Here is a 20,824-nt window from a genome sequence, read left to right as displayed (position 1 = left end):
GTAATCGCAACAACCTTGGGTGGGACGGTGAGCGCGCTCGCATTCGTTCTCGCCGCCGCCCCCACGGCCCAGGCGCTTCCCACCGGAAACCGCTGTGTTCAGGTCAGCCATGCGGCGGGGACATCTGGCTTCACCTCGGGAAACGCATCATGCGAAGCGTCGGGCCGCGGCAGCGTTGCCATCGCATCCGGTGACAACAGCGACGCGAAAGCCGTCGGAGGAACCGGAAACAAGGCAATTGCCGTCGGAGACAACGCCGATGCCGACGCCGCCAACGGCGACCACAACACGGCAATCGCCCTTGGTGACGGCAGCGACGCGTTCGCGGCCAACGGCAACAACAACGTCATTGTGGCCACCAACGACAGCACCGCGATCAACTATGGCGGCGACGGCAACCGCGCTTTCGCGTCGGGCGGAAGTGCGGCTTTAGTCGGCGGCAACAACAACACTTCGATTTCGCGAAACGGCAGTTTGGCTAGTTCCTCAGGCAACAACAACTACGCCTACGCGACGAACGGCGGATACGCGCAAGCCGGCCTGAGTAACAACAACAACCGCGCCATCGCCAACGGCTGCAATGCGACTGCGGTCGGGGCCGACAACCTGACCGTCAAGTGCCCGTGAGAGTCACCGTCGCCACCAACGCCCGGTGATCCGATCCCGGTAGATCGACGGTCCGGACCTCGGTGGCAACACCACCCGAGACGAGAATGTGGTCGACCCCCACCGCGGGCGCGATCCACTTGTCGGTCGGATAGGTCAGGAGATAGCCGGCGCCGGCCTGATCCGTCGCATCCTCGAACCGATCCAGCAACGCCCGGAACTGCGCGTGATCGAACGTGGCGTTGAAATCGCCACCGGCGATCGCGGGCTGCCTCAGATTGCTGCGGTCGAGAATCCCGCGCACCCGATTCAGCTCGGAAACCCAATCCGCCGATCCGTACAGGGGCTGAATCGGGTGCAAGGCGTGCACGGTCACCGGTCCCAAACGCGGCACATCGATACTGGCCGACAGCTGATTCATCAAGTAGCCGTCGTGCGACACCAAGTCCGACAGCGGGTATCGGCTGTAGATCCCGGTGCCGGTCGCGAAGGTCGCCGGCTCGAGGTAGCGGTATGGCAGGAGCTCCCCGAGGCCGGCTTTCCCGAATGCTTCCGCCGCACCCGGGGTCAACTCGTCGACGGTGAGGATCTCGACGTGGTTGTCGCGAACCTGACGGACGAACGCGTTCGGATCAGCGCCGTCGAACAGGACGTTGGCCTGCATGACGATGACGCGAACCCCGTGGTCGGGAACGTCCGACGCGACGAACAACGGAAGCTGTGTACCGATTCCAACGAGCGCCAACACGCCCGCGACGGCCGCCTCTCTCCCACGCTGGAGTAAGGACAGCCCGACGAACCCGATCACTCCCGCCAGCACGAGGACCGGAACACCGGACACCAGAATGATGACGAGCGTGTTCTGCAGGCGAACGAAATCCAGTGCGATTCCGGCGGCTCCCGCGCCTACCGCAAGCCAACTGACGACGCGCAGCACCCCACGCACCGAGAACGGCGGCACCCGTTGGGTGCCGCCGTTCTTCATCGGATCGATCAGACGCACGCAATCTTCGGCTTGGGGCCGTACTTCACGTCGGTCTTCTCCCGCGCGGTCTCCTTGCCGGTGTCGGCATCAGTGATCACTCGCGTTTCGGTCACTGTGAAGCCCTCGGCGCCGTCCGACCACACACACGTCGGGCCCCTCGGGATCTGCTTGAACTGCGCATAGGTGATGTCGTGGCGGTCGCCGGTCTCGAGGTCGACGTCAACCGACTTCGTGCCCCACAGCTTGACGCTGACCTTCGAGGTCGTCGCATATACCTCGATCATCACGCCGTGCTTGGAGTTGTTCTTGATCTTCAGATCCGCACCTGGGCCATCGACCCACGCATCCATACCGACCGGCATCATCCCGTCGTAGTACGGCGCGTTGCGACGCTCGGTGATCTGCAGACCCGACTCGAACGCCGCGTTGTAGATCGCCCCCGCCAGGAAGCTGACGCCACCGCCGGCGGCCTTACTCGGCCGGCCGTCCACGATCATCGGCGCTGCCGCATAGCCTTCGTCGGCCGTCCGCGGACCGGTCACGTCGTTGAACGAGAAGGTTTCGCCCGGCTTGATGACCGTGCCATTGAGCAGGGCTCCAGCAGTACGGATGTTGACGCCGGACCACCAGTCCAGCTTGCCGATGTTGAACTCTCCGATGACCTCGCGAATGCCGAGATCGTTGGCCTGCTGCTGAGTCAGCTTCGGCTGGACCTTCTTGTAGATCGCCTTGGCCTCACGCGTGCCGATCGTCTGCTGCAGGAGGTCTGGCAACTGGTCGAGCGTCTTGGGCCAATCGACGATCTCGCCCTCGGCCGACTTCGTGACCTGCACGCCACTTCCCGTGGAGATGAAGGTCGCCTCCGTGGCCTGAACATCGGTGCTGGCAAGCTGGGGAGCCAGGATCTTCACGGCCGCGTCGTAGTCGTAGACGGGCTTGAGGCCGCCGCTGCCGTCCGACTCGAACCGCAGCACGTCCCCGATGTCACTCTTCTTGAGCGTGGCCTTCTCGCCGTCCTTGCCTTCGAAGGAGACGTCCGAAGTCGCCGCCGGGTTCGCGATGCCGTTGATGGCGAAGTTCACCGCGTCCTGCGTGACTCCGGTGGGGTCGATGTGAACCGGCAGTCGAACCGGAGCGTTTTCGGCCCAGCCGTCGATCAGCGCAGTCCGCGCCTGGTCCTCTTCGAGGTTCTGACCGTTCAGCGGGTAGATCGGTACGACGCGTCCGTCCTTGATTCGGACCGACCCTTCGACCTTGTCCCGCTGGGCGACGCCCTTGATCTTGTCCATCGCCTTGTTGAGCTTGGACTCGTTGACCGTGGTGACGAGATTGCCCTCAGTCGTCGTGAAGTACGACGCGAAGCGCGTGATCGGGTTCCACGACTGCTTCGGCAAGCCGGCGATCGTCAGCTCGTAATTCACCCCGAGACCAGCGCGCGACGGGACGAAGTTCGTCTCGACCTCACCCGCGACGATCTTGTGCGATTCATCGAGCTTGCGGTCGAGGTCATGGCGGAGCACGGCGTCGACCTGCTGCGCGTCGAGGCCACCGACATCGATCCCGGCGACTTCCACTCCACGAGGTATCTCGCCGGTGGTCAGCGCCAGATCGAGGGAGTAAAGGGCCCCCGCGGCGACGAACGCACCCGCGGTGATCATCGCGACGCGTGACGGTCGCGGAATCGGGACCTTGATCTCCGGAATGATGCGCCGCGGTGGCGGCGGTGGAGTCTTCGGCTTGGGGTCTGAATATCCCCCACCGGTATACGGCGGTAGGACGTCAGTGATTTCCTCGATGGCTTCTCTACCGCCTCCAGGCGGCAACACACGCGCGCTCAGAGTTCCTCCAATGCCGATCCCAACTCGCTGAACTGAAGCGTAGGTCGGACGGGCATCTCAACCGCGGACCAAAACGGCAGGTACAGGTCACGGGTTGGCTGCATTTTTCTGGGAGCAATGGGCGAGAACACGAAGTCGCTCCAGAAAATGGAATGACCCCGTGGGGCTGCCGGGTCGGGGGTCAGGCAGCAACACGGGGTCACCGTAAGTATCGGATGGCGGAGGGTGTCTGTTACACCGAATCCGCCAACCCGGCACTTATTGGGGGCTAAGCCTCCACGATTGCGACGGTGCCTCCACCGCCGGCCTCGCAGAGTGAAACGAGGGCGCGACCGCCGCCGTTCTCCTTGAGCATCTTGGCCGTCTGAGCCAGGATTCGACCACCGGTCGCCGCGAACGGGTGTCCGGCAGCGAGCGACGAGCCGTTGACGTTGAGCTTGCTGCGGTCGATCGGACCGAGCGCACCGTCGAGGCCCAGGCGGTCCTTGCAGTACTCGTCGCTCTCCCACGCCTTGAGGGTGGCGAGCACGACCGACGCGAACGCCTCGTGAATCTCGTAGAAATCGAAGTCCTGGAGGGTCAGGCCGTTGCGAGCCAGCATCCGCGGCACGGCGTAGGTCGGCGCCATGAGGAGGCCGTCCTTGCCATTGACGTAATCGACGGCAGCCGAGTCACCGTCGACGAAGTAGGCCAGCGGCTCGATGTTGTGCTTGGCGGCCCACTCCTCCGACGCGAGCAGCGCGGTCGACGCACCGTCGGTCAGCGGGGTCGAGTTACCGGCCGTCATGGTCGGGTTCTCGAGGTTGCGGCCGAAGACCGGCTTGAGGGTCGCGAGCTTCTCCACCTTGCTGCCCGGACGCAGGTTGTCGTCACGGGTCAGACCCAGGTACGGCGTGACGAGGTCGTTGAAGAACCCGCGGTCGTACGCAGCAGCCATGTTGACGTGGCTGGCCGCGGCCAGTTCGTCCTGCGCCTCACGTGCGATTCCCATCTCACTTGCGGTGATGGCAGCGTGCTCACCCATCGACAGTCCGGTGCGGACTTCGGCGTTGGCCGGGATGTCCAGGCCGAGGTTCGCCGGCAGCTGACCGATGAGCTTGAGGCGCTCGAGGGTGGTCTTCGCACGGTTGAAGCCGAGGAGCACCTCGCGGGTGTTGTCACCGAGGGCGATCGGGGCGTCCGAGGTGGTGTCGGTGCCACCGGCGATACCCGAGTCGACACGGCCCGCGGCGATTGCGTCGGCAACGTTGATCGCTGCCTGAAGTCCAGTGCCACAAGCCTTCTGGATGTCGTAGGCCTGGGTGTAGGGGCTCAGCGGCGAGCCGAGAACGCACTCGCGGATGAGCTTGAAGTCGCGGGCGTGCTTGAGCACCGCGCCACCGACGACGAGGCCGAGTTCTTCGCCCTGAAGCCCGAAGCGGGCGACGAGTCCGTCGAGGGCCGCGGTGAACATGTCCTGGTTCGATGCGTGCGAATACGCACCATTCGAGCGCGCGAACGGAATGCGGTTACCGCCGAGGATGGCGACCTTCCGAACTTGCTTAGCCATTGTTGTTTTTCTCCCAGCGTTACGAGGGCTGTACTCGACAGTGAACTTACTCGGGGGTAAGTTACTTGTCGATACAGGGGGATCACCCGCCCTGTTTAAAGTGACCCACAAGACAACCGCAGTATTCCAACAATCCAACGCAGAAGAGGGTTTTTCGTGGCCTCGACCAAGCGTGCCGCTGATGGCGGCGCTCCCCAGCTCTACGGCTCCTTCGTTCACTCCGCCATCGGTGGATTCGTTGCCAAGAAGGCCGGTCTCCCGGTTCCCCCGGAATTGCGTCGCTACGTCGCGGGTGAGCCGCCGCTCAACGGCCCGGTTCTCGTCGGCGGCACCGGTCGCATCGCCAAGGCGATCCCGGGCCTGCTGACCGACTATGTCTTCGCCGAAGGCAACGACGAGAAGTACGGCGCCCTCGTCTTCGACGCGACCGGCATCACCACGATCGCCGGCACCGCCGACCTCTACAAGTTCTTCCAGCCGGTCATGCGCCAGCTCACCGCCTGCGCTCGCATCCTCGTCATCGGCACCACGCCGGACGAGACGAAGTCCGTCGAAGAGCGCATCGCGCAGCGTTCGCTCGAGGGCTTCACCCGCTCGGTCGCCAAGGAGCTTCAGAAGGGCTCGACCGCACAGCTCGTCTACGTCTCGCCGAAGCAGAAGGGCTCGGGCCTCGAGTCGACCCTCCGCTTCATCCTCTCGGGCAAGTCGGCCTTCGTCGACGGCCAGGTCTTCAAGGTCGGCGCGGCCGACGCCACTGCTCCGGCGGACTGGGCCAAGCCGCTCGCCGGCAAGGTCGCCGTCGTCACCGGTGCCGCTCGCGGTATCGGCGCGTCGACTGCTGAGGTCCTGATCCGCGACGGTGCCAAGGTCATCATCGCGGACGTTCCGCAGGCCGGCGAGGCGCTCGCGGAGACCGCCAACAAGATCGGCGCAACCGCCCTCGCTCTCGACGTCACCGCGGCCGACGCGGCAGACGTTCTGGCCAAGGCAGCCGAGCGCTTCGGCGGCAAGATCGACATCGTCGTGCACAACGCCGGTATCACCCGCGACAAGCTCCTCGCCAACATGGACGACGGACGCTGGAACTCGGTCATCGCGGTCAACCTCGCTGCGCCGTATGCCATCACCAACGGCCTCGTCGAGAAGGGTGTCCTCGCCGAGGGCGGCCGCGTCATCGACATCTCGTCGATCGCTGGCATCGCCGGTAACCGTGGCCAGACCAACTACGGCCTCACCAAGGCCGGCGTCATCGGCATGGTCGACGGCGAGGCGATCGAGCTGGCCAAGAAGGGCATCACGATCAACGCGGCCGCGCCGGGCTTCATCGAGACCGCGATGACCGCCGCTGTTCCGGTCGCGACCCGTGAGGGTGGCCGTCTGCTCTCCACCCTGCTCCAGGGTGGTCTGCCGGTCGACATCGCCGAGACCATCTCCTACTTCGCGAGCCCGGCTTCGGCTGCCGTCACCGGCAACGTCGTCCGCGTTTGCGGCCAGGCGATGATGGGCGCCTGATCGTGGCCACTCAGAAGCTGACTGAACTGCCGAACCTCGGCGGCCTTTACGCAAAGGCCGCCCTGGGCGCGGTCCCGATCCCGGGCAAGTCGAAGCCGAAGACGCTGCCGGACACGGTCATGGAGCTCGACGGCCTCAAGGTCGACCTCGACAACCTGTCGGACTACGTCAAGGTCACCGACCTGCGCCTCATCGACGCACTGCCGGCCACCTACCCCTTCACGCTGACGACTCCGCTCGTGGTGTCGCTCTTCGTGGGCGGCGAATTCCCGTTCCCGGCAATGGGTCTGGTGCACTTCGAGAACGTCATCACGCAGTACCGTCCGCTGTCGGTCCGCGACGTGCTCGACATCGCCGTTCGCGCCGAGAACCTGCGCGAACACCCGAAGGGCATGCTCTTCGACATGGTCAGCGAGATCACGGTCGGCGGCGAGCTGGTGTGGAAGCAGGTTTCGACCATGCTGAGCCAGCAGAAGACGTCGCTGTCGGGCGGACCGAAGGGCGAAAAGAAGCCGGACGAGGTTCCGCCTCGCCCGCAGAAGGCGCTCAAGGTCACCCAGAGCACGATCAGCCGCTATGCGGCCGTCTCGGGCGACCGCAACCCGATCCACATCTCGTCGATCGGCGCGAAGGCTTTCGGCTTCCCGTCAACGATCGCGCACGGCATGTGGAGCGCAGCGACCATTCTGCAGGCGATCGAAGGCAAGCTGCCGGACGCGTTTGTGTACACCGTGCGGTTCAACAAGCCGGTCCTGATCCCGTCGAAGATCAACGTCTACGCCGATAAGGCCGATGGCGGCTGGGACCTCGCGGTCAAGCACCCGAAGAAGGGCTACCCGCACCTCACTGCGACGGTGCGCGGGCTCTGATTTAGACCGGAACCAACCCCCGCCAGTCCTCGGACTGGCGGGGGTTCGGCTTTGGGAAGGAATCGGATCGCTCAGCGATCCAAACGCTTCCCAATCGCCAGGCGAATCTCCTCGGCCACTCCGTCCGGGTCACTGTCCAGGCGGTGCCAGTCATACCGCAGCAGTCGCCACCCCGCGTTGACCAAGATGTTCTGCCTCCGCAAGTCAGCACTGTTTCGCGCCGCATCTCGATGAAACCGCCAGCCGTCGACCTCGATGCCGAGGCGTTCCTCCTCAAACGCCGCATCGAGCAAATAGCCCTGCACCTCAAACTGCGCCGTCCAACCCCGGATGTTCCATCGTCGGAAGATCGAGTGGAGGAGACGCTCCGCCTCACTCCGCCCGCCAGATTCGGCGACTGCCAACAGTCGTCCGGCCTCAGCAGCTCCGTCTCGACGAGCGTTTCGATCGTGTACTTCACGAAGCATCGGAAGTTTGACCCGGAGTTGAAGAGCCCTATCCATCAGGACCGAATCACCGGCTTCGAGCACGGACAACGGCACGCCAGTCACGGCAAGCCCCCGAACTACTGCGAGATCGCGTCGATCCAGGTCTCGTCGGCGGATCTCCACGTTTCCAATCCGCGTCACGCAGCGTTTCCGTGGAATCGTCACGAAACGCGTGACGTCAGGTTTTTCCAAGAGCCCGTGCCACCAGGCGGCGCTGAGACCATGGGCCACTGCATCCTTGCCGGCACCGAGGACAGCGGCGCGCAGCGCGGCGGTAGGCGTCCACGGGTGATCGAGCGCGTGATACGTGCCCGACGAGACTCGGCGCCACTGCCGAGACGACAGTCGACGCTTTACCGCTTCCTCCGACATGCCATAGTCCCGCGCCTGACGAAGGGTGAGAATGCCCTCCTGCCGGGCGAGGAGTGAATTCAGTTTGGTGTTGTGCACGCGAACATGGACGTCCGGTGCGATCGCCTGGTTCCCCAGTTCGGGATTCGGAAGGAAATCGATCGGTCAGCGATCCGGACGCTTCCCAACGCGAACCGATCCTGATCCGGGCACGCAAAAAGCGCCCGACGGGGGATCGGGCGCTTTTGCGCTGAGAGTCTGGGCTTGGAGGTCCTGCGATCACATTTTGCGGCCTAGCTAGGGTCAATGTGTCGTTGTTTGGAGGACCAAACCGTTGTACGGCTCTTCTCCAATTATTTGCGGACGCTGGGCACGCTAATCCGTATTTTCAACCGTCTCTTGTACGTTATTCCGGTCCCCCCGGGGTCATCGTTTTCCGGTTTCGATGGCCGGGCACTTGGAAAGTGTGAATCCGTCTGCAGTCGGTTTCACCGCATTTCGAGTTGGTTTCCTCATATTACTGTGACCCACCTCACAGTGCAACGGGAATTTAAGATTCCCGTCGCCTGCCGGACAGACCACGCCACGCGAGGTTCTGCAGGACCGTAGCCGCACGTTCGACGGAGACCGACCCGTCGGCGATTCGGTCGGCGACGGCCTCACCTGCGCCGACGAGCGCGACGGCCATCAGCGAGAAGTCCGTGTCCTCTTCCGGGTTCCGCGTACTCGCTTGCAGGACATGGGAAACCAGGTCGATAAGCCGCTGCCGGCTCGCGGCCACCTGGCCCGCGAAGGCTTGCTGACCAACCGCCTGCCGGTACAGGACCTGCCACGACGCACGGTGCTCATCGACGAACTTCAGAAACCCGACGAGCCCTACGTTGACCTGCTCGAAGGGCGACAACTGCGGGTCGCCCGCACCCGCGATAGCCTCCAGGAACCGGACGGTCTCGCGTGAGATACACGCCGCGAAGAGCTCGTCCTTCGAGCCGTAGTACAGGTACAGCATCGGCTTCGAGACGCCCGCGGCAGTCGCGATCGCCTCCATCGACGTGCCATGGAAGCCGAACTCGGAGAACACCTCGACGGCCGAGTCGAGCATCTGCTGCTCGCGGATCGCGCGCGGGAGCCGACGTGCACGATTCGTCATCTTCGACCTCCCCACTTCGGAAGGAAGCCTACCTTACTCGTCAGTAAGTTAGGAGAGGCGCGGTCCCGGCGATCAACAGGTGGTGGCGTGTTTGAAGCGCGCCACGCGCAACACCGACGCGTCGACCTGGCTTTCCGGGTAGCGGCCGGACGTCATTGCTTCCTCGAGCCGATCGAGGACCTGAGTAACTTCCGCGGTCGAGATCCACAACGCGACGTCGGCACCGGCCTCGAGGGCGGCCACGACCGCAGACGGCAGATCCATCCGATCACTGATCGCCGCCATGCCGAGCAGATCGTCGGTGAAGATGACGCCGTTGAACGGCCGTGCGCCGTAGCCGTCGCCCTTCCGGAGCAGATCCATCACCGCCGGACTGACGCTTGCCGGAATCCCGTCGGTGGTCAACCCCGGAACCGTGAGATGCCCGACCATGACGCCGACGTTGTCGTCGACGAGCTTGCGGAACGGCACGAGATCGACCTGCTGCAGGTCCGCGAGCGGCGGAGTGGTCACCACGCCGGCGCGGTGCGAATCGCCGGACCCATGCCCATGGCCCGGGAAGTGCTTGATGACCGGGCGGACCCCGGCTTCCTCCATGCCGCGGACGTAGGCGTCGGCGTACGTGGTCGCGACCTGCGGGTCACCCGAGTACGACCGATCCCCGATGACTTCGCCGTCGGCCTGGTCGGACACATCCACGACGGGTGCGAAGTTCACGGTGATCCCGAGCGCGGCAAGATCTTTGCCGCGCTTCAGGGCATTTTTGTACGCCGAGTCGGCAGGCATTGTGCGGGCGACCGTGCGCGCCGACGGCACCGGGCCGATGAGGTCGGCAACCCGCGAAACGCGGCCACCCTCCTCGTCGATCGACACCAGGAGAGGCACATTCGCGGCGGACTTCACTTGATCGAGCGAGGCTTTCGCGAGCAGACCGTGGTCGGTCCAACCGCCGATGAAAATGCCGCCCACATGCTGCGCGCGAACCACCGCTAAGGCGTCGTCGAAGCCGGTGACACCGACGGTGAGCAGCTGCGCGAGCTTGTCGCGACGGGTCAATCGACCGAGGAAGTTCGCTTCACAGGAGGCCTTCGCAGCGGCTTCGGAAACCATCTCGGAATCGGAGGCGGCCAGACTTGCGTCCTGACCGGAAACGGTGGTCGGTGCGGCGGAGCACGCCGTGACCACCACTGCCACAGCAGCCACCACAGTCCGGGTCAACCGCTTCACTCGGTCAACCGTATAGGCGAACCCACCGCAAACCCTGGAACCAACACCCATGGGACGCGTCACACCCCTCGGTTCTGAGCGCATACTCCGAGGTAGGGTCGGCGATGAGATGGACGGATTTCTTTTGGCCCGAGCGGGCAGTGTCGTGCGAGCCACGGGCGCGCGCGAGACGTTCCAGTCTGTCCACGAAGCCGGCATCGCAATCCGCACCCAACGGGATGCATTCATCGCCGGTGCATTGCCGTTCGACCCCACTCACCCGACCGCGCTGTTCCGCGCCGGTCAGGTCACGCGGAGGTCGATCACTCCGGTGCAGCACGACCCGATCGCGCTGTCCGTCGTCGCGGAGAACCCCACGCCCGCCGAACACAGTGCCCGGGTCGCGGGTGCCATCGAACGGATTCGTGCCGGTGAGCTGGAGAAAGTCGTTCTGGCCCGGTCGATCGACGTCGCCGCCAACGCCGCGATCGACCCCGTGGACTTCGCACTTCACGCGGCAGTTCGATACCCCACTGGCAACGTCTTCGCGGTCGACCTCTCGGCCGCCGGTTCCGATCACGTGGGCACCACCCTCATCGGCGCCAGCCCGGAAGTGCTGGTCAGCCGGCGCGGACGCAGCGTGACATTGAAGCCGCTGGCGGGCAGCACTCCCCGCGGGACGGACCCCGAATCGGACGAGGCGAACGCCCAGAAGCTCCTCGATTCCGACAAGAACCTCGAAGAGCATGCGTACGTCATCGAGTACCTGCGCGACCGCCTCAGCGGGGTGTGCACCGAGATCGACGTTCCGGCCGGGCCGATCCTGGCGAGCACGCCGCACGTGTGGCACCTGGCGACACCGATTCGCGCAACGCTTGCTGAACCAGCGACCACCGCTCTCGACCTCGCCGCGCTCTTGCATCCGACGCCGGCCGTCGGCGGGACGCCGACCGATTCCGCACTCGAGGCAATTCGCGAGATCGAAGGCGACCGCGGCTTCTACGCGGGTGCCGTCGGCTGGTGCGACGCCCAGGGCGACGGCGACTGGATCGTGTCGATCCGCTGCGCAGTGTTGTCCCCGAACGGATTCCACGCCCGCCTCTACGCCGGCGGCGGAATCGTCGCCAGTTCGGATCCCGCCGATGAGCTGGCCGAAACCACTGCCAAGCTGCGCACTCTGCGCGGACTGTTGAGCTTCGCCACAGACTGAACTGCTACCGTGGACGCCATGGACATCGTTCGACCCGGTCTTTTGAGCGCCCTCGCCGGAGGTGTGCTCGGAGTTGCTCTCGTGCTCGGCATCACCGTCGCCGTGTCCGACAACTCCCGCCCGAACATCGATCGCAGTGCCAACGCCGAGTCGTCGCTGCTCGGAATCGTCACGTACGGCAGCCGCTGATCCCCACGGCCGCGTAATACGCAGCGCCGTTGTCGAGTTTACGTCGCGCCAAGGCCAGGATTCCGGCGAGTTTACGTCGCGCCAAGGCCAGGACTCCGGCGACCGAATCCGCTGCTTCGCTCGCCGAAGTCGACCGATCACCCTTCGGACGCCGCCATCTCGCGGGCGCGGCAATCGCCTTTCTGATTCTTGCGTTCTGGCAAGACCCCGGGAAGATCGCCGCTGACACCAAGTACGACCTGAGCCAGAATCCGATCGGATTCCTCGCGCGGGCAGCGCATCTCTGGAGCAGTCAGGCCCCGCTGGGCCAAGTTCAGAACCAGGCCTACGGATACTTCTTCCCGCATGGCGCGTTCTTCAGCCTCGGGCATCTCCTGCATATCCCCGCATGGATCACTCAGCGACTGTGGTGGGCGATCCTGCTCACGGCCGGATTCTGGGGAATCATTCGCCTCGCCGAAGCGCTCGGGATCGGCAACCGTGGGTCGCGCGTCCTCGCTGCGATCGCCTTCGCGCTGAGTCCGCGCATTCTCACGACGATCGGGCCCATCTCGTCCGAGTCGCTCCCGATGATGCTGGCGCCCTGGGTGCTGCTTCCTCTGGTCCGACTGTGGAGTGGCGACGTCACCCCCCGCCGGGCCGCGGCCCGCAGCGCGGTCGCCGTGGCGTTGATGGGTTCGGTCAACGCCATCGCGACCTTCGCAGCGTGTGTCCCTGCCGGGATCTGGTGGCTCCTGACCAAACCCAACAAGATCTGGGTGCGCTTCACGGGGTGGTGGGTCCTGTGCTTGGCCCTGGCGACCGTCTGGTGGCTCGTTCCGCTGCTGCTCCTCGGGCGGCTGAGTCCGCCGTTCCTCGACTTCATCGAATCGGCCGGTGTCACGACGCAGTGGAACTCGCTGGTCGAAGTGTTGCGCGGAACCGACAGTTGGACTGCCTTCGTCTCGCCCGACCGCATCGCCGGATCGGTGCTCATCACGCAGCCGGTCACCGTGCTGGCGACGGGCGCTATCGCCGTCACGGGCCTCATGGGCTTGACGCTGAAGTCGATGCCCGCTCGCGGCCGCCTCACGGTTATGTTCCTGGCCGGCGTCGTCATCCTGACGGTCGGCTATCCGGACGCGCTCGGGTCCGCGATCGCTGAGCCCGTCCGCCACTTCCTGGACGGCGCGGGAGCACCGCTGCGGAACGTCCACAAGTTCGACCCGCTGATCCGGCTTCCACTCGCGCTGGGGCTCGCACATCTCCTGGCGAACGTGCCACTCCCGCTGGCGACTCCGTGGCGGCGCCTCGCGAGCCTCCTCGCACATGTCGAACGGCACCGGGCAATGGCCGGAGCGGCCCTCATTCTGGTCGCTGTCACCGTGGCGACGGCCGTGGCCTGGACTGGTCGGCTCGCGCCCCGCGGCACCTACGACGAACTACCGCAGTATTGGCAGGACACCGCCGATTGGCTCGCCGACAACGCCCCGCACACTCGCGCGCTCGTCGTCCCGGGCGCACCGTTCGGCAGCCAGACGTGGGGTCTGACCCGCGATGAGCCGCTACAGGCTCTGGCTCGCTCGCCGTGGGCGGTCCGCGACGCGATCCCGTTGAATCCGCCGGGCGCGATTCGCGCTCTCGATGCCATCCAACGGCTCTTCGCTTCCGGACAGCCCTCTCCTAACCTCTCGGCGGCACTGCGCAGCATGGGTGTGGGCTACCTCGTCGTCCGCAACGACCTCGACCCCGAGACGTCCCAATCGACGCGTCCACTGCTCGTGCACCACGTCCTCGCGTCCTCCCCGGGTTTACGCAAGGTCGCCGAGTTCGGCGAATTGCCGGGCACCGCCAAGCAGCCGGGAATCGTCTATGACACCGAACTTCGGCCGCCGTACAAGCCGGTCGAGATCTACCAGGTGCTGCCCGAAGACCCCAATCCCACAGAGCCGTACACGGCGGCGATGGCCGACATCCCCGTCGTCGACGGCGGCCCCGAAGCACTGATCCGAATGGGCCTGCCGACCGCTCTGTTGGCCTCCGATGCCGCACGCGCCGGCGTCCGCGCGCCCCTGGTCACCGTCACCGACACGCCCCTGAACCGGGAGATCGACTACGGCCGCGTCGACGATCACGCTTCCGCCATCCGGTCGGTCGGAGACCCCCGCCGAACCCTCAATGCCAAGGCCGACTACCCCGTCGACGGTGCTCGGTTGATCTCCGCCGAGTGGGTCGGAGCCCGCGTCACCGTGTCGAGCTCGGCGGCCGACGCGGTCCAACTCGGCGGGGTGTCACCGAGCAGCTCGGCCGGCAGCGCATTCGACGGCGATCCCGGCACCAGTTGGGTGAGCGAAGGAAGTAAGGGCGCGCTCGGCGAGTGGATGCAACTCAACCTCGATCGCCCGATCACGTCGGGCCTCCTGTACCTCACGCCGAGCGCAGGCGCCTATGGCTCCCGAGTCGCGGACATCGAAGTCTCGACCGACATCGGCAGCACCGGCGTGCGCGTGGGCGCACCGGGTACGCCGGTTGCGGTCGCTCTCCCGCCCGGGCGAACGACGTGGATCCGCATCACCGCCAAGGCCACGGTCGACGGCAGCGTGGGTAACCAGTTCGGCCTCGCCGAAGTGTCGCTGAAGGACTTCGCCGACCCTGACAACCCGGTCTTCGTCCCGATTTACCAGCACGTCATCGTGCCCGCGCCGGCCGCTGGGAGCACGATCGCCGGTTGGGATCTCGGGCAGGAGCTTCCGGGGCGGCCGGCCTGTTTCGACAGCCAAGATCGAGTTCGGTGCAGCCCCGCGCTCCTTCTCCCCCCTGAGGAAGAGCACTTCGCCCGGACGCTCGAGGTTCCGGCAACGGTGACGGTCTATCCGGTCCTCACCGTCCGGTCCCGGCCGGGAGCCGAACTCGAACGGATCATGACGACGCTGCCGCTGACCGCGATCGGCGGAGCCAATGTCGCCGACCTGCGCGGCTCCGCGTTCGCGGCGGCGGACGGAGATGTGCGCACGACGTGGACCGCACCGGACAGCACAGTCAACACCACGGGTGGCCGAGCCACGATCACCGTTCTCCTACCGGCGCCCCGTCTCATCACCGGTATTCAGCTGACGCGCAGCCTGGGTCAGCTGCCGGCCGCGCCGCAACACGTATCGGTCAATCTCGGCGCGGGGCCGGAGACGCTCACCGTGCCCTCGAGTTCGACCTCCACGATCGCGGTACACCCGCAGGTCACCGACCGAATCGACATCTCGATCCTGGACTGGCGGACGACGCTCGACCGCACTCCGGCCGGATTCAACGTCGCGCAGAGTCCGGGCCTCGCCGAGGTCGCGCTGATCGGAGATGACGGAGCAGTCATTCGTGCGACGCCGCAGCCCAGCGATCGGGTCATCGAGATCCCCTGCGGCCAAGGACCGACCATCACCATCGGCAAGACGATCGTCCCGACCAGCGTTCGAGCGACGGTTGCGCAGCTCAAGTCGAACGAGGTCCTCGAGGCCTCGCCGTGCCTGCCGAGCGCGGAACTGCCGGCCGGAAACTCCGACGTCCGGGTCGAGGCGGGTCCGCTGTTCGTGACCGACCAGCTGCGGCTGAACACTGGCACCCCGGTCGCCGACCCGCGCCATTTCGACGTCAAGAAGGACGACTGGACGAACTCCCACCGGGAGGTCGACGTCCAGGCATCGCAGAAAGCGCAGATTCTGGTCGTGCCGGAGAGCACGAACGTGGGCTGGACCGCGACGGCGGACGGCAAGAAACTGCAGGCCATCACCGTGAACGGCTGGCAGCAGGGCTGGGTCGTGCCACCGGGCATCACTCGGGTGACTCTCGAATTCGCGCTCGACACCTGGTACCGCGTGGCGATCTTCGGTGGATTACTGCTGCTCCTGCCCCTGTTTGCACTCGCGCTGATCGGCAGCCGAGGTCGCACGACGAGCAGGATGAACGTCCCGACGATCACCTGGTTGGGGGCGATTGGCGTGGTTGCCGCCTGTGCGGCCATCTCGGGAGTCGTAGGCGCGCTGGTCGGAGTGGGTGCGCTCCTGGCCGAGCCTTACGTTCGGCGGCGATGGCCGCGATGGGTTCCGGCGGCAGTCGGCATCACCTACGGGCTCGCCGTGGCGCTGCTGTCGCGCGGACCGTGGCAGTCATTGACCGGCTACTTCGGCCACTCGACGACGATTCAGTTCCTCTGCCTGGTCGCCGTCGCGGTGACAGGCGCCGCCGCGGTCGGAGCACCGGAATGGTTGCGTTCCCAGCGCCGCGATACGACCCGCAGCGGTTCCTCAACGAGGGCGTAGCTCGCCGCGGCGATCAGGATCGACAAACCGAGCGTCACGACCGTCACGAGGACGAAGTGGCCGGAGAACGGCGCGACCGCGACGACGGGCAGAACGATCGCCAGAACGCCGACGTGCCAGATGAAGATTCCGTACGACCAGCGTCCGAGGGTCTGCATGACCCGACTGTCGAGGAATCGATGTGGACGATCACTTGCGACGACCGGTGCCATCAGCGCAAACGCCAGAATCGCTCCCAGTGCGACCTTCGTGCTGAATTGGTACGTCTCCAGGATCACGAGACCGCCGGGCCCGGCGACCGGCGTCGCCGACAGACAAAACGTCAGCGCTGCGACCACGTAGAAGATCCACTGCTTCGTCATGATCCGCGTGACCAGCTCCGGCCATCCGATGGACAGTTCCGCCAGGAGCATGCCCGCACCGAACCACGACAGGTACGCAGGCGGCATCGAGGACGGGTCGACGCCCTGCGGAAGCGGAAGGTTGAAGTGTGCCCAACCCAGTGAAGCCAGCGAGACGCCCAGAATTATCGGCGCCCGCAGGTTGGCGATATCGTCGCGCAGCGGGCGCATCGCAATCGCGATCAGCGGCAACGCAACATAGAACGCGACCTCGACCGCGAGGCTCCACATCTGGGTGAGGCCGGTCGTCAGGGTGAATGGAAAGTACAGCTGCGTGAGTGTCAGGTTCGCGAACCACACTTCGAACGAGCCGCCGGCGACAAACAACAGGACGACGCACACCGCGACCCAATAGGCGGGCAGGATGCGAACCGCACGGTGACGGAAGTAACGGCGTACCGAAGGTGGAGTCGCGAGTCCGCGAGCCGCCGCGGCGTGCACCCGCCACAACAGGTAGCCCGAGATCGCGAAGAACACCGCGACCGCCAGATCGAGCCGTCCAAGCAGCGGCCCGAGGACCGGCCACCTGATGGCATCGGTTTGGAAAGCCGTGTGCGTGAATAGAACTCCGATCGCAGCGACGGCTCGCATGCCCTCGACCGCGGGCAGATAACCCGATGGGCGCGTCGTCCGAAGACCGTGCGGTGCCGTGGAAGGGGCGGGCGGGGCGACGACAAGCTGCATGGCACACCCAGTGTGCCTGTGCCCACAACCAGCCGTCTAGCCGTGCGGTGTCCCGGTTCACTCAGTCTCTGCTGATACCGTCGAGTCGATATCCGTGATTTGAGGAGCAGAGTTATGCCACGTGGGCGCTTGGTGACGCTCATCCTGTTCGGGCTGGGTGCGTTCTTCCTGGTCGCCGCGGTTCTGCTGCCCACGTTCACGTACTCGCAGTTGGCGAAGACTCCGCTCGACCTCGAGGCCACGACCGTCGCCACGACCGATGACGATGGCGCCGAACTCGTCGACCCGCGGACGACGTCAGGCTCGGCAACCCTGGGCACGTCGAAGAAGGTCCCGCTGGTCATGCAGCGGTTCATCACCGTCGAAGACCCCGCCGACAGCAGTGTGGCGACGTTGCAGTGTGGTCAGACGATGCGCCGGACCGACCGCCAGGGCGACACCGGCCTGCTGTCCGCCCTCGTCGACCGCGTCACGATCGACCGCACCACCGGCGACCCGACCGATCCGGTCGGATCGCTCCAGGACAACGGCCTCAAGCCGCCGACGGAACTCAAGCACACCGGTCTGCAGTACCGCTTCCCGATCGGCACCGAGAAGAAGGCGTACCAGTACTTCGACCTGACCGCTCGCAAGTCGTTCGAGCTGCAGTTCGTCGAGGAAACCGACCTCGCCGGCACGACCGTCTACCACTTCCACCAGAAGATCAACCCGGTCGACCTCACCACTGTCGACAAGAGCAACAGCGCGACGTTCAGCGCCGACAAGTGGGGCATCGACGGCGGCAGCACGAAGGTGACGCTGCCGATGTGGTACTCCAACGAGCGTGACCTGTGGGTCGAACCGCGCACCGGCACGATCGTCAAGGCCGAGGAGAAGATCAACAACTTCTACGCCCGCAGCGCGAGCAAGCCGGTGCTGACGGTCCTGAAGGCGAACCTCACGTTCGACGAGAGCACGGTCGAGACGCTGCTGTCGACCGCGAACGACTTCTCCGACCGCCTGAGCCTGTACAGCCGCATCTTGCCCGTGCTGTTGGCCTTGGGTGGTATCGCCGCCCTCGTCGTCGCCGGACTGCGCGTCCGCAATGGTGACGGCGGCGGTGACGACGAAGCTGTTGCGCCGTTCGACGACGAGCCGGAATGGTCGACGCGCGTCAGCGCGTCGGAGGCCACTCAGACAACTCAGCTGCCGACCGAGACGCCCTGGTCGACGAACCCGTTCAACCGGCCTACCGGCCAGTTCCCGCCGCCTCCGCCGCCGGCGCGCTAGGTTTCGCCGATCGGCGTGCATGCTCGGCGATCGCCACGGCCACGGTCACCACAGCAACGGCCGTCGCGCAGGACGCTGCGATCGTCAGGACGCGCTCGAGCGACCCGTCCGCGATGGTGAGGATCAAAGCAGCTTCGATGGCCAGCCCACACCACGCCACGAGTGCGGCATGTGTGCGTTCGACGGCCACCGCGGCCGTCAGCGCGCACTGCACGATCGCCAACACGGCGCCCTGTAGCGCGAACAGCCACAGGACGCCGGTCACCGGCTGGTAGTCGCGGCCGGCAACGATCGGTGCCAGCGGTGCACACACGGCGATGCCGACGACGACGAGCGTCCCGATCCCGGTGAGCATCAGCAGCGCCGATCGCAGCGCTCGTGCCGAACCCGTGGCGGCCGCGAACTGCGGATACAGAACGATCGATATCGCCTGCGGCAGCCAGAAGGCGACCTTGGACGCGACGGCACCCAGTCCGTAGATACTCGCGTCGGTCTGGGTGAGCACCCCGCGCGCGAGCAGCAGATCGAGGGACGTCAGCACGATCATCGCCAGTTGCAGCTGCGAGGCGGCGAGCACCGTCTGCAGTCCGACGGTCAGCCGCACGCCGGTCCGCTCACTTCGCCGGTTCCACAGGCGTGCCACGACGGCCGCCACCGTGGTTCCCGCGGCCGCGGCCAGGAGCGCAGCGGAAGTACCCGCACCGATCGCCAGCATGGCCACTGCGGGAACCACCCGCAGGACGCCCCCTAGCGTCAGGAATCCGCCCAGCTCACGGAACCTGCCCTCGCCCTGCATGATCCCCTGCTCACCGGCGAGCAGCACGTAGACCGGAGCGGTCAGCAGCGCCGCGAAGGCCGCCACGGCGCCGACTCGCAAACCGGCGACGACGCCCGGCACGGCGATCAACCCGAGCACGGCGACGAGCCCAGCGCACCGGGTGGCCAGGAGTCGCAGGTGCGCGGAATCGACCCCGCGCACACGTTCGCGGGCCATGACGTTCTGCAAGGCCAGTGCCGGCACCGCGAGCACAAGCTGCGCGGCAAGGAGCGCGGCGAACTCGCTGTACCCATCGACCCCGAGCCACCGCGACGCCGTCACGTGCATGAGGTAGCCGGCGATGTTCGCGATCATCGACCCGGCGGTGACGAAGGTCAGCCCCACGGCCGTGGTCGATCGGGAGGCGCCGGCCAGGTCAGTCACTTCTCCACAATAGGCAGCGAGCCCGGGGACCGATCGGTTCCCGGGCTCGCTAGTCAGTCGTTTGAAATCAGCTCAGTCGCGGAGAGATGTAGCTCCACGCCCGCACGAGCTCGTTGTAGAACAAGCCCCAGGTGTGCGCACCGTTGGCGTAGTAGTAGACCCCGTGCCGAACCCCGGCGCTGTTCAGTGCGTTCGAGAAGTTCTGGGTGCACTGCTTGGTGATCGCCTCAACGGCGGCCGGACCGCCGTACATACCCGGCGTGACGACATCGTCCGGCGGGCCTGGGACGCCCGAAGCGGCGGTCAGGAAGATCGTCTTGCCGCGGAAGCGTTCAGGGTGCATCGTCGGGTCGTTGTAGGCCCACGACGGGTCGCCCGGTCCGCCGTACATGTTGAAGATGTTGCGGCCCACGCTCATGTCCTCGGCCGCGTGCATGAACGTCGTTCCGATGTCGGCAGTCTGCGGGCATCCGGACAACGATGCGCCAGCCTGGAACATCCCGTACTTGCCGAGCATGTTCATCGCGCCGAGGCCCGAGTGCGACAGACCGATGATTCCGTACTTGCCATTCGAGCTGACCATCTTGTTCAGCACGGGCGGGAGTTCCTTGGTGAAGTACGTTTCCCACTGCTGGCTGCGGTCGCTCCGCCAGTTCGCATAGAAGCTGCCCGAGCCGTCGATGACGTTGACAACGGTCACGTGCTTATTGGCGAAGAACTGCCGGGCGGGCGTCGAGCGACCCCAGCTCAGGCCGTCTGTTCCACCCTGCATGCCGTTCAGCAGGTAGACGATCGGGCCACCACCGGCGTTCCGCCAGATCTCGGTCTGGATCGCGCGACCCATCGACGGCGAATAGATGTAGTGAGTTTCCGCGCCCGAACCCGGCCAGGCCTGGGCCTGACCCGGCGCAACAGCCATCGCGGTCACCGCGGCAGCAACAGCCAGCACTGGCGTCGCGAGACGACGCAGCACGGAGAGACGAGACAACTTCACGATCAGATCCTTCGAGCGTTGGAGGCCTGAGACTGC

At 65.7% G+C, this 20,824-nt stretch carries 16 protein-coding genes; 7 read left to right on the top strand and 9 right to left on the bottom strand.

The features are described from left to right. Nucleotides 1-27 precede the first annotated feature (27 nt). The gene (locus tag F600_RS0102905) at nucleotides 28-627 is read left to right on the top strand and encodes a hypothetical protein (RefSeq protein WP_018159088.1); all 600 of its coding nucleotides are present in this window, start codon (nucleotides 28-30) and stop codon (nucleotides 625-627) included. Here F600_RS0102905 and F600_RS0102900 read toward each other — a convergent pair. The 3 genes from F600_RS0102900 to F600_RS0102890 form a co-directional block, all read right to left on the bottom strand. Then, complete coding sequence (locus F600_RS0102900) at nucleotides 614-1,609, bottom strand: endonuclease/exonuclease/phosphatase family protein (RefSeq protein WP_018159087.1); 996 nt, start codon at nucleotides 1,607-1,609, stop codon at nucleotides 614-616. The two genes, F600_RS0102905 and F600_RS0102900, sit on opposite strands and share 14 nt — an antisense overlap. Further along, on the bottom strand, nucleotides 1,600-3,417 hold the full coding sequence (locus F600_RS26635) for a VanW family protein (protein ID WP_018159086.1): 1,818 nt from the start codon (nucleotides 3,415-3,417) through the stop codon (nucleotides 1,600-1,602). Before F600_RS26635 ends, F600_RS0102900 begins: the two co-directional genes overlap by 10 nt. Nucleotides 3,418-3,697: 280 nt before the next feature. Continuing rightward, nucleotides 3,698-4,978, bottom strand: coding sequence for an acetyl-CoA C-acetyltransferase (locus tag F600_RS0102890; RefSeq protein WP_018159085.1), 1,281 nt, complete (start codon nucleotides 4,976-4,978; stop codon nucleotides 3,698-3,700). A gap of 156 nt (nucleotides 4,979-5,134) precedes the next feature. Between F600_RS0102890 and F600_RS0102885 the strand changes: the two genes are divergently transcribed. After that, nucleotides 5,135-6,490 carry a 3-oxoacyl-ACP reductase gene (locus F600_RS0102885; RefSeq protein ID WP_018159084.1) on the top strand — a complete coding sequence of 452 codons (1,356 nt, stop codon included), beginning with the start codon at nucleotides 5,135-5,137 and terminating at the stop codon, nucleotides 6,488-6,490. Nucleotides 6,491-6,492: 2 nt separating this feature from the next. Further along, nucleotides 6,493-7,359 (top strand): MaoC/PaaZ C-terminal domain-containing protein, encoded by an 867-nt coding sequence (locus F600_RS0102880; protein WP_026306103.1) that lies wholly within the window; start codon nucleotides 6,493-6,495, stop codon nucleotides 7,357-7,359. A 71-nt stretch (nucleotides 7,360-7,430) separates the two neighbouring features. On the opposite strand, the gene F600_RS0102875 is transcribed toward F600_RS0102880, so the two are convergent. The 3 genes from F600_RS0102875 to F600_RS0102860 all read right to left on the bottom strand — a co-directional run bounded on the left by F600_RS0102875 (nucleotide 7,431) and on the right by F600_RS0102860 (nucleotide 10,575). Next, a complete protein-coding gene (locus tag F600_RS0102875; RefSeq protein WP_018159082.1) occupies nucleotides 7,431-8,297 on the bottom strand; it encodes a type IV toxin-antitoxin system AbiEi family antitoxin domain-containing protein in 867 nt (288 codons plus the stop codon). 451 nt (nucleotides 8,298-8,748) lie between these two features. After that, complete coding sequence (locus tag F600_RS0102865; protein WP_018159080.1) at nucleotides 8,749-9,348, bottom strand: TetR/AcrR family transcriptional regulator; 600 nt, start codon at nucleotides 9,346-9,348, stop codon at nucleotides 8,749-8,751. Nucleotides 9,349-9,420: 72 nt separating this feature from the next. Next, nucleotides 9,421-10,575 (bottom strand): glycoside hydrolase family 3 N-terminal domain-containing protein, encoded by a 1,155-nt coding sequence (locus F600_RS0102860; protein WP_026306102.1) that lies wholly within the window; start codon nucleotides 10,573-10,575, stop codon nucleotides 9,421-9,423. A gap of 109 nt (nucleotides 10,576-10,684) precedes the next feature. On the opposite strand from F600_RS0102860, the gene F600_RS0102855 reads away from it, so the two are divergent. From F600_RS0102855 to F600_RS0102845, 3 genes are read left to right on the top strand one after another with little or no spacing between them, the layout of a single operon-like run. Continuing rightward, a complete protein-coding gene (locus tag F600_RS0102855) occupies nucleotides 10,685-11,764 on the top strand; it encodes an isochorismate synthase (RefSeq protein WP_018159078.1) in 1,080 nt (359 codons plus the stop codon). Between the two features lie 18 nt (nucleotides 11,765-11,782). Further along, nucleotides 11,783-11,953 carry a DUF2613 domain-containing protein gene (locus F600_RS26630; RefSeq protein WP_018159077.1) on the top strand — a complete coding sequence of 57 codons (171 nt, stop codon included), beginning with the start codon at nucleotides 11,783-11,785 and terminating at the stop codon, nucleotides 11,951-11,953. Nucleotides 11,954-11,982: 29 nt separating this feature from the next. Continuing rightward, nucleotides 11,983-16,239, top strand: a complete 4,257-nt coding sequence (locus F600_RS0102845; protein ID WP_018159076.1) for a DUF3367 domain-containing protein — start codon at nucleotides 11,983-11,985, stop codon at nucleotides 16,237-16,239. Here the strand turns inward: F600_RS0102845 and F600_RS31000 are convergent. Beyond that, nucleotides 16,122-17,324, bottom strand: a complete 1,203-nt coding sequence (locus tag F600_RS31000; RefSeq protein ID WP_156024382.1) for an acyltransferase family protein — start codon at nucleotides 17,322-17,324, stop codon at nucleotides 16,122-16,124. The genes F600_RS0102845 and F600_RS31000 overlap by 118 nt on opposite strands. A 114-nt stretch (nucleotides 17,325-17,438) precedes the next feature. Here F600_RS31000 and pgfA point away from each other — a divergent pair, with 114 nt between their 5' ends. Then, entirely contained in the window at nucleotides 17,439-18,593 is a 1,155-nt protein-coding gene (gene pgfA / locus F600_RS26625) for a cell envelope lipid trafficking protein PgfA (RefSeq protein ID WP_081628680.1), read from the top strand. Here pgfA and F600_RS0102830 read toward each other — a convergent pair. Together F600_RS0102830 and F600_RS0102825 are read right to left on the bottom strand one after the other, a co-directional pair. Further along, complete coding sequence (locus tag F600_RS0102830; protein ID WP_018159073.1) at nucleotides 18,553-19,794, bottom strand: lipopolysaccharide biosynthesis protein; 1,242 nt, start codon at nucleotides 19,792-19,794, stop codon at nucleotides 18,553-18,555. The genes pgfA and F600_RS0102830 overlap by 41 nt on opposite strands. A gap of 67 nt (nucleotides 19,795-19,861) precedes the next feature. Beyond that, entirely contained in the window at nucleotides 19,862-20,788 is a 927-nt protein-coding gene (locus F600_RS0102825; protein WP_060934630.1) for an alpha/beta hydrolase, read from the bottom strand. Between the last annotated feature and the right edge of the window lie 36 nt (nucleotides 20,789-20,824).

This window comes from Smaragdicoccus niigatensis DSM 44881 = NBRC 103563, assembly GCF_000380645.1.
Classification (GTDB): Bacteria; Actinomycetota; Actinomycetes; order Mycobacteriales; family Mycobacteriaceae; genus Smaragdicoccus; species Smaragdicoccus niigatensis.
The sequence above is the reverse complement of the archived record's forward strand: the minus strand, read 5'-3'. Positions and strand labels throughout refer to the sequence as shown.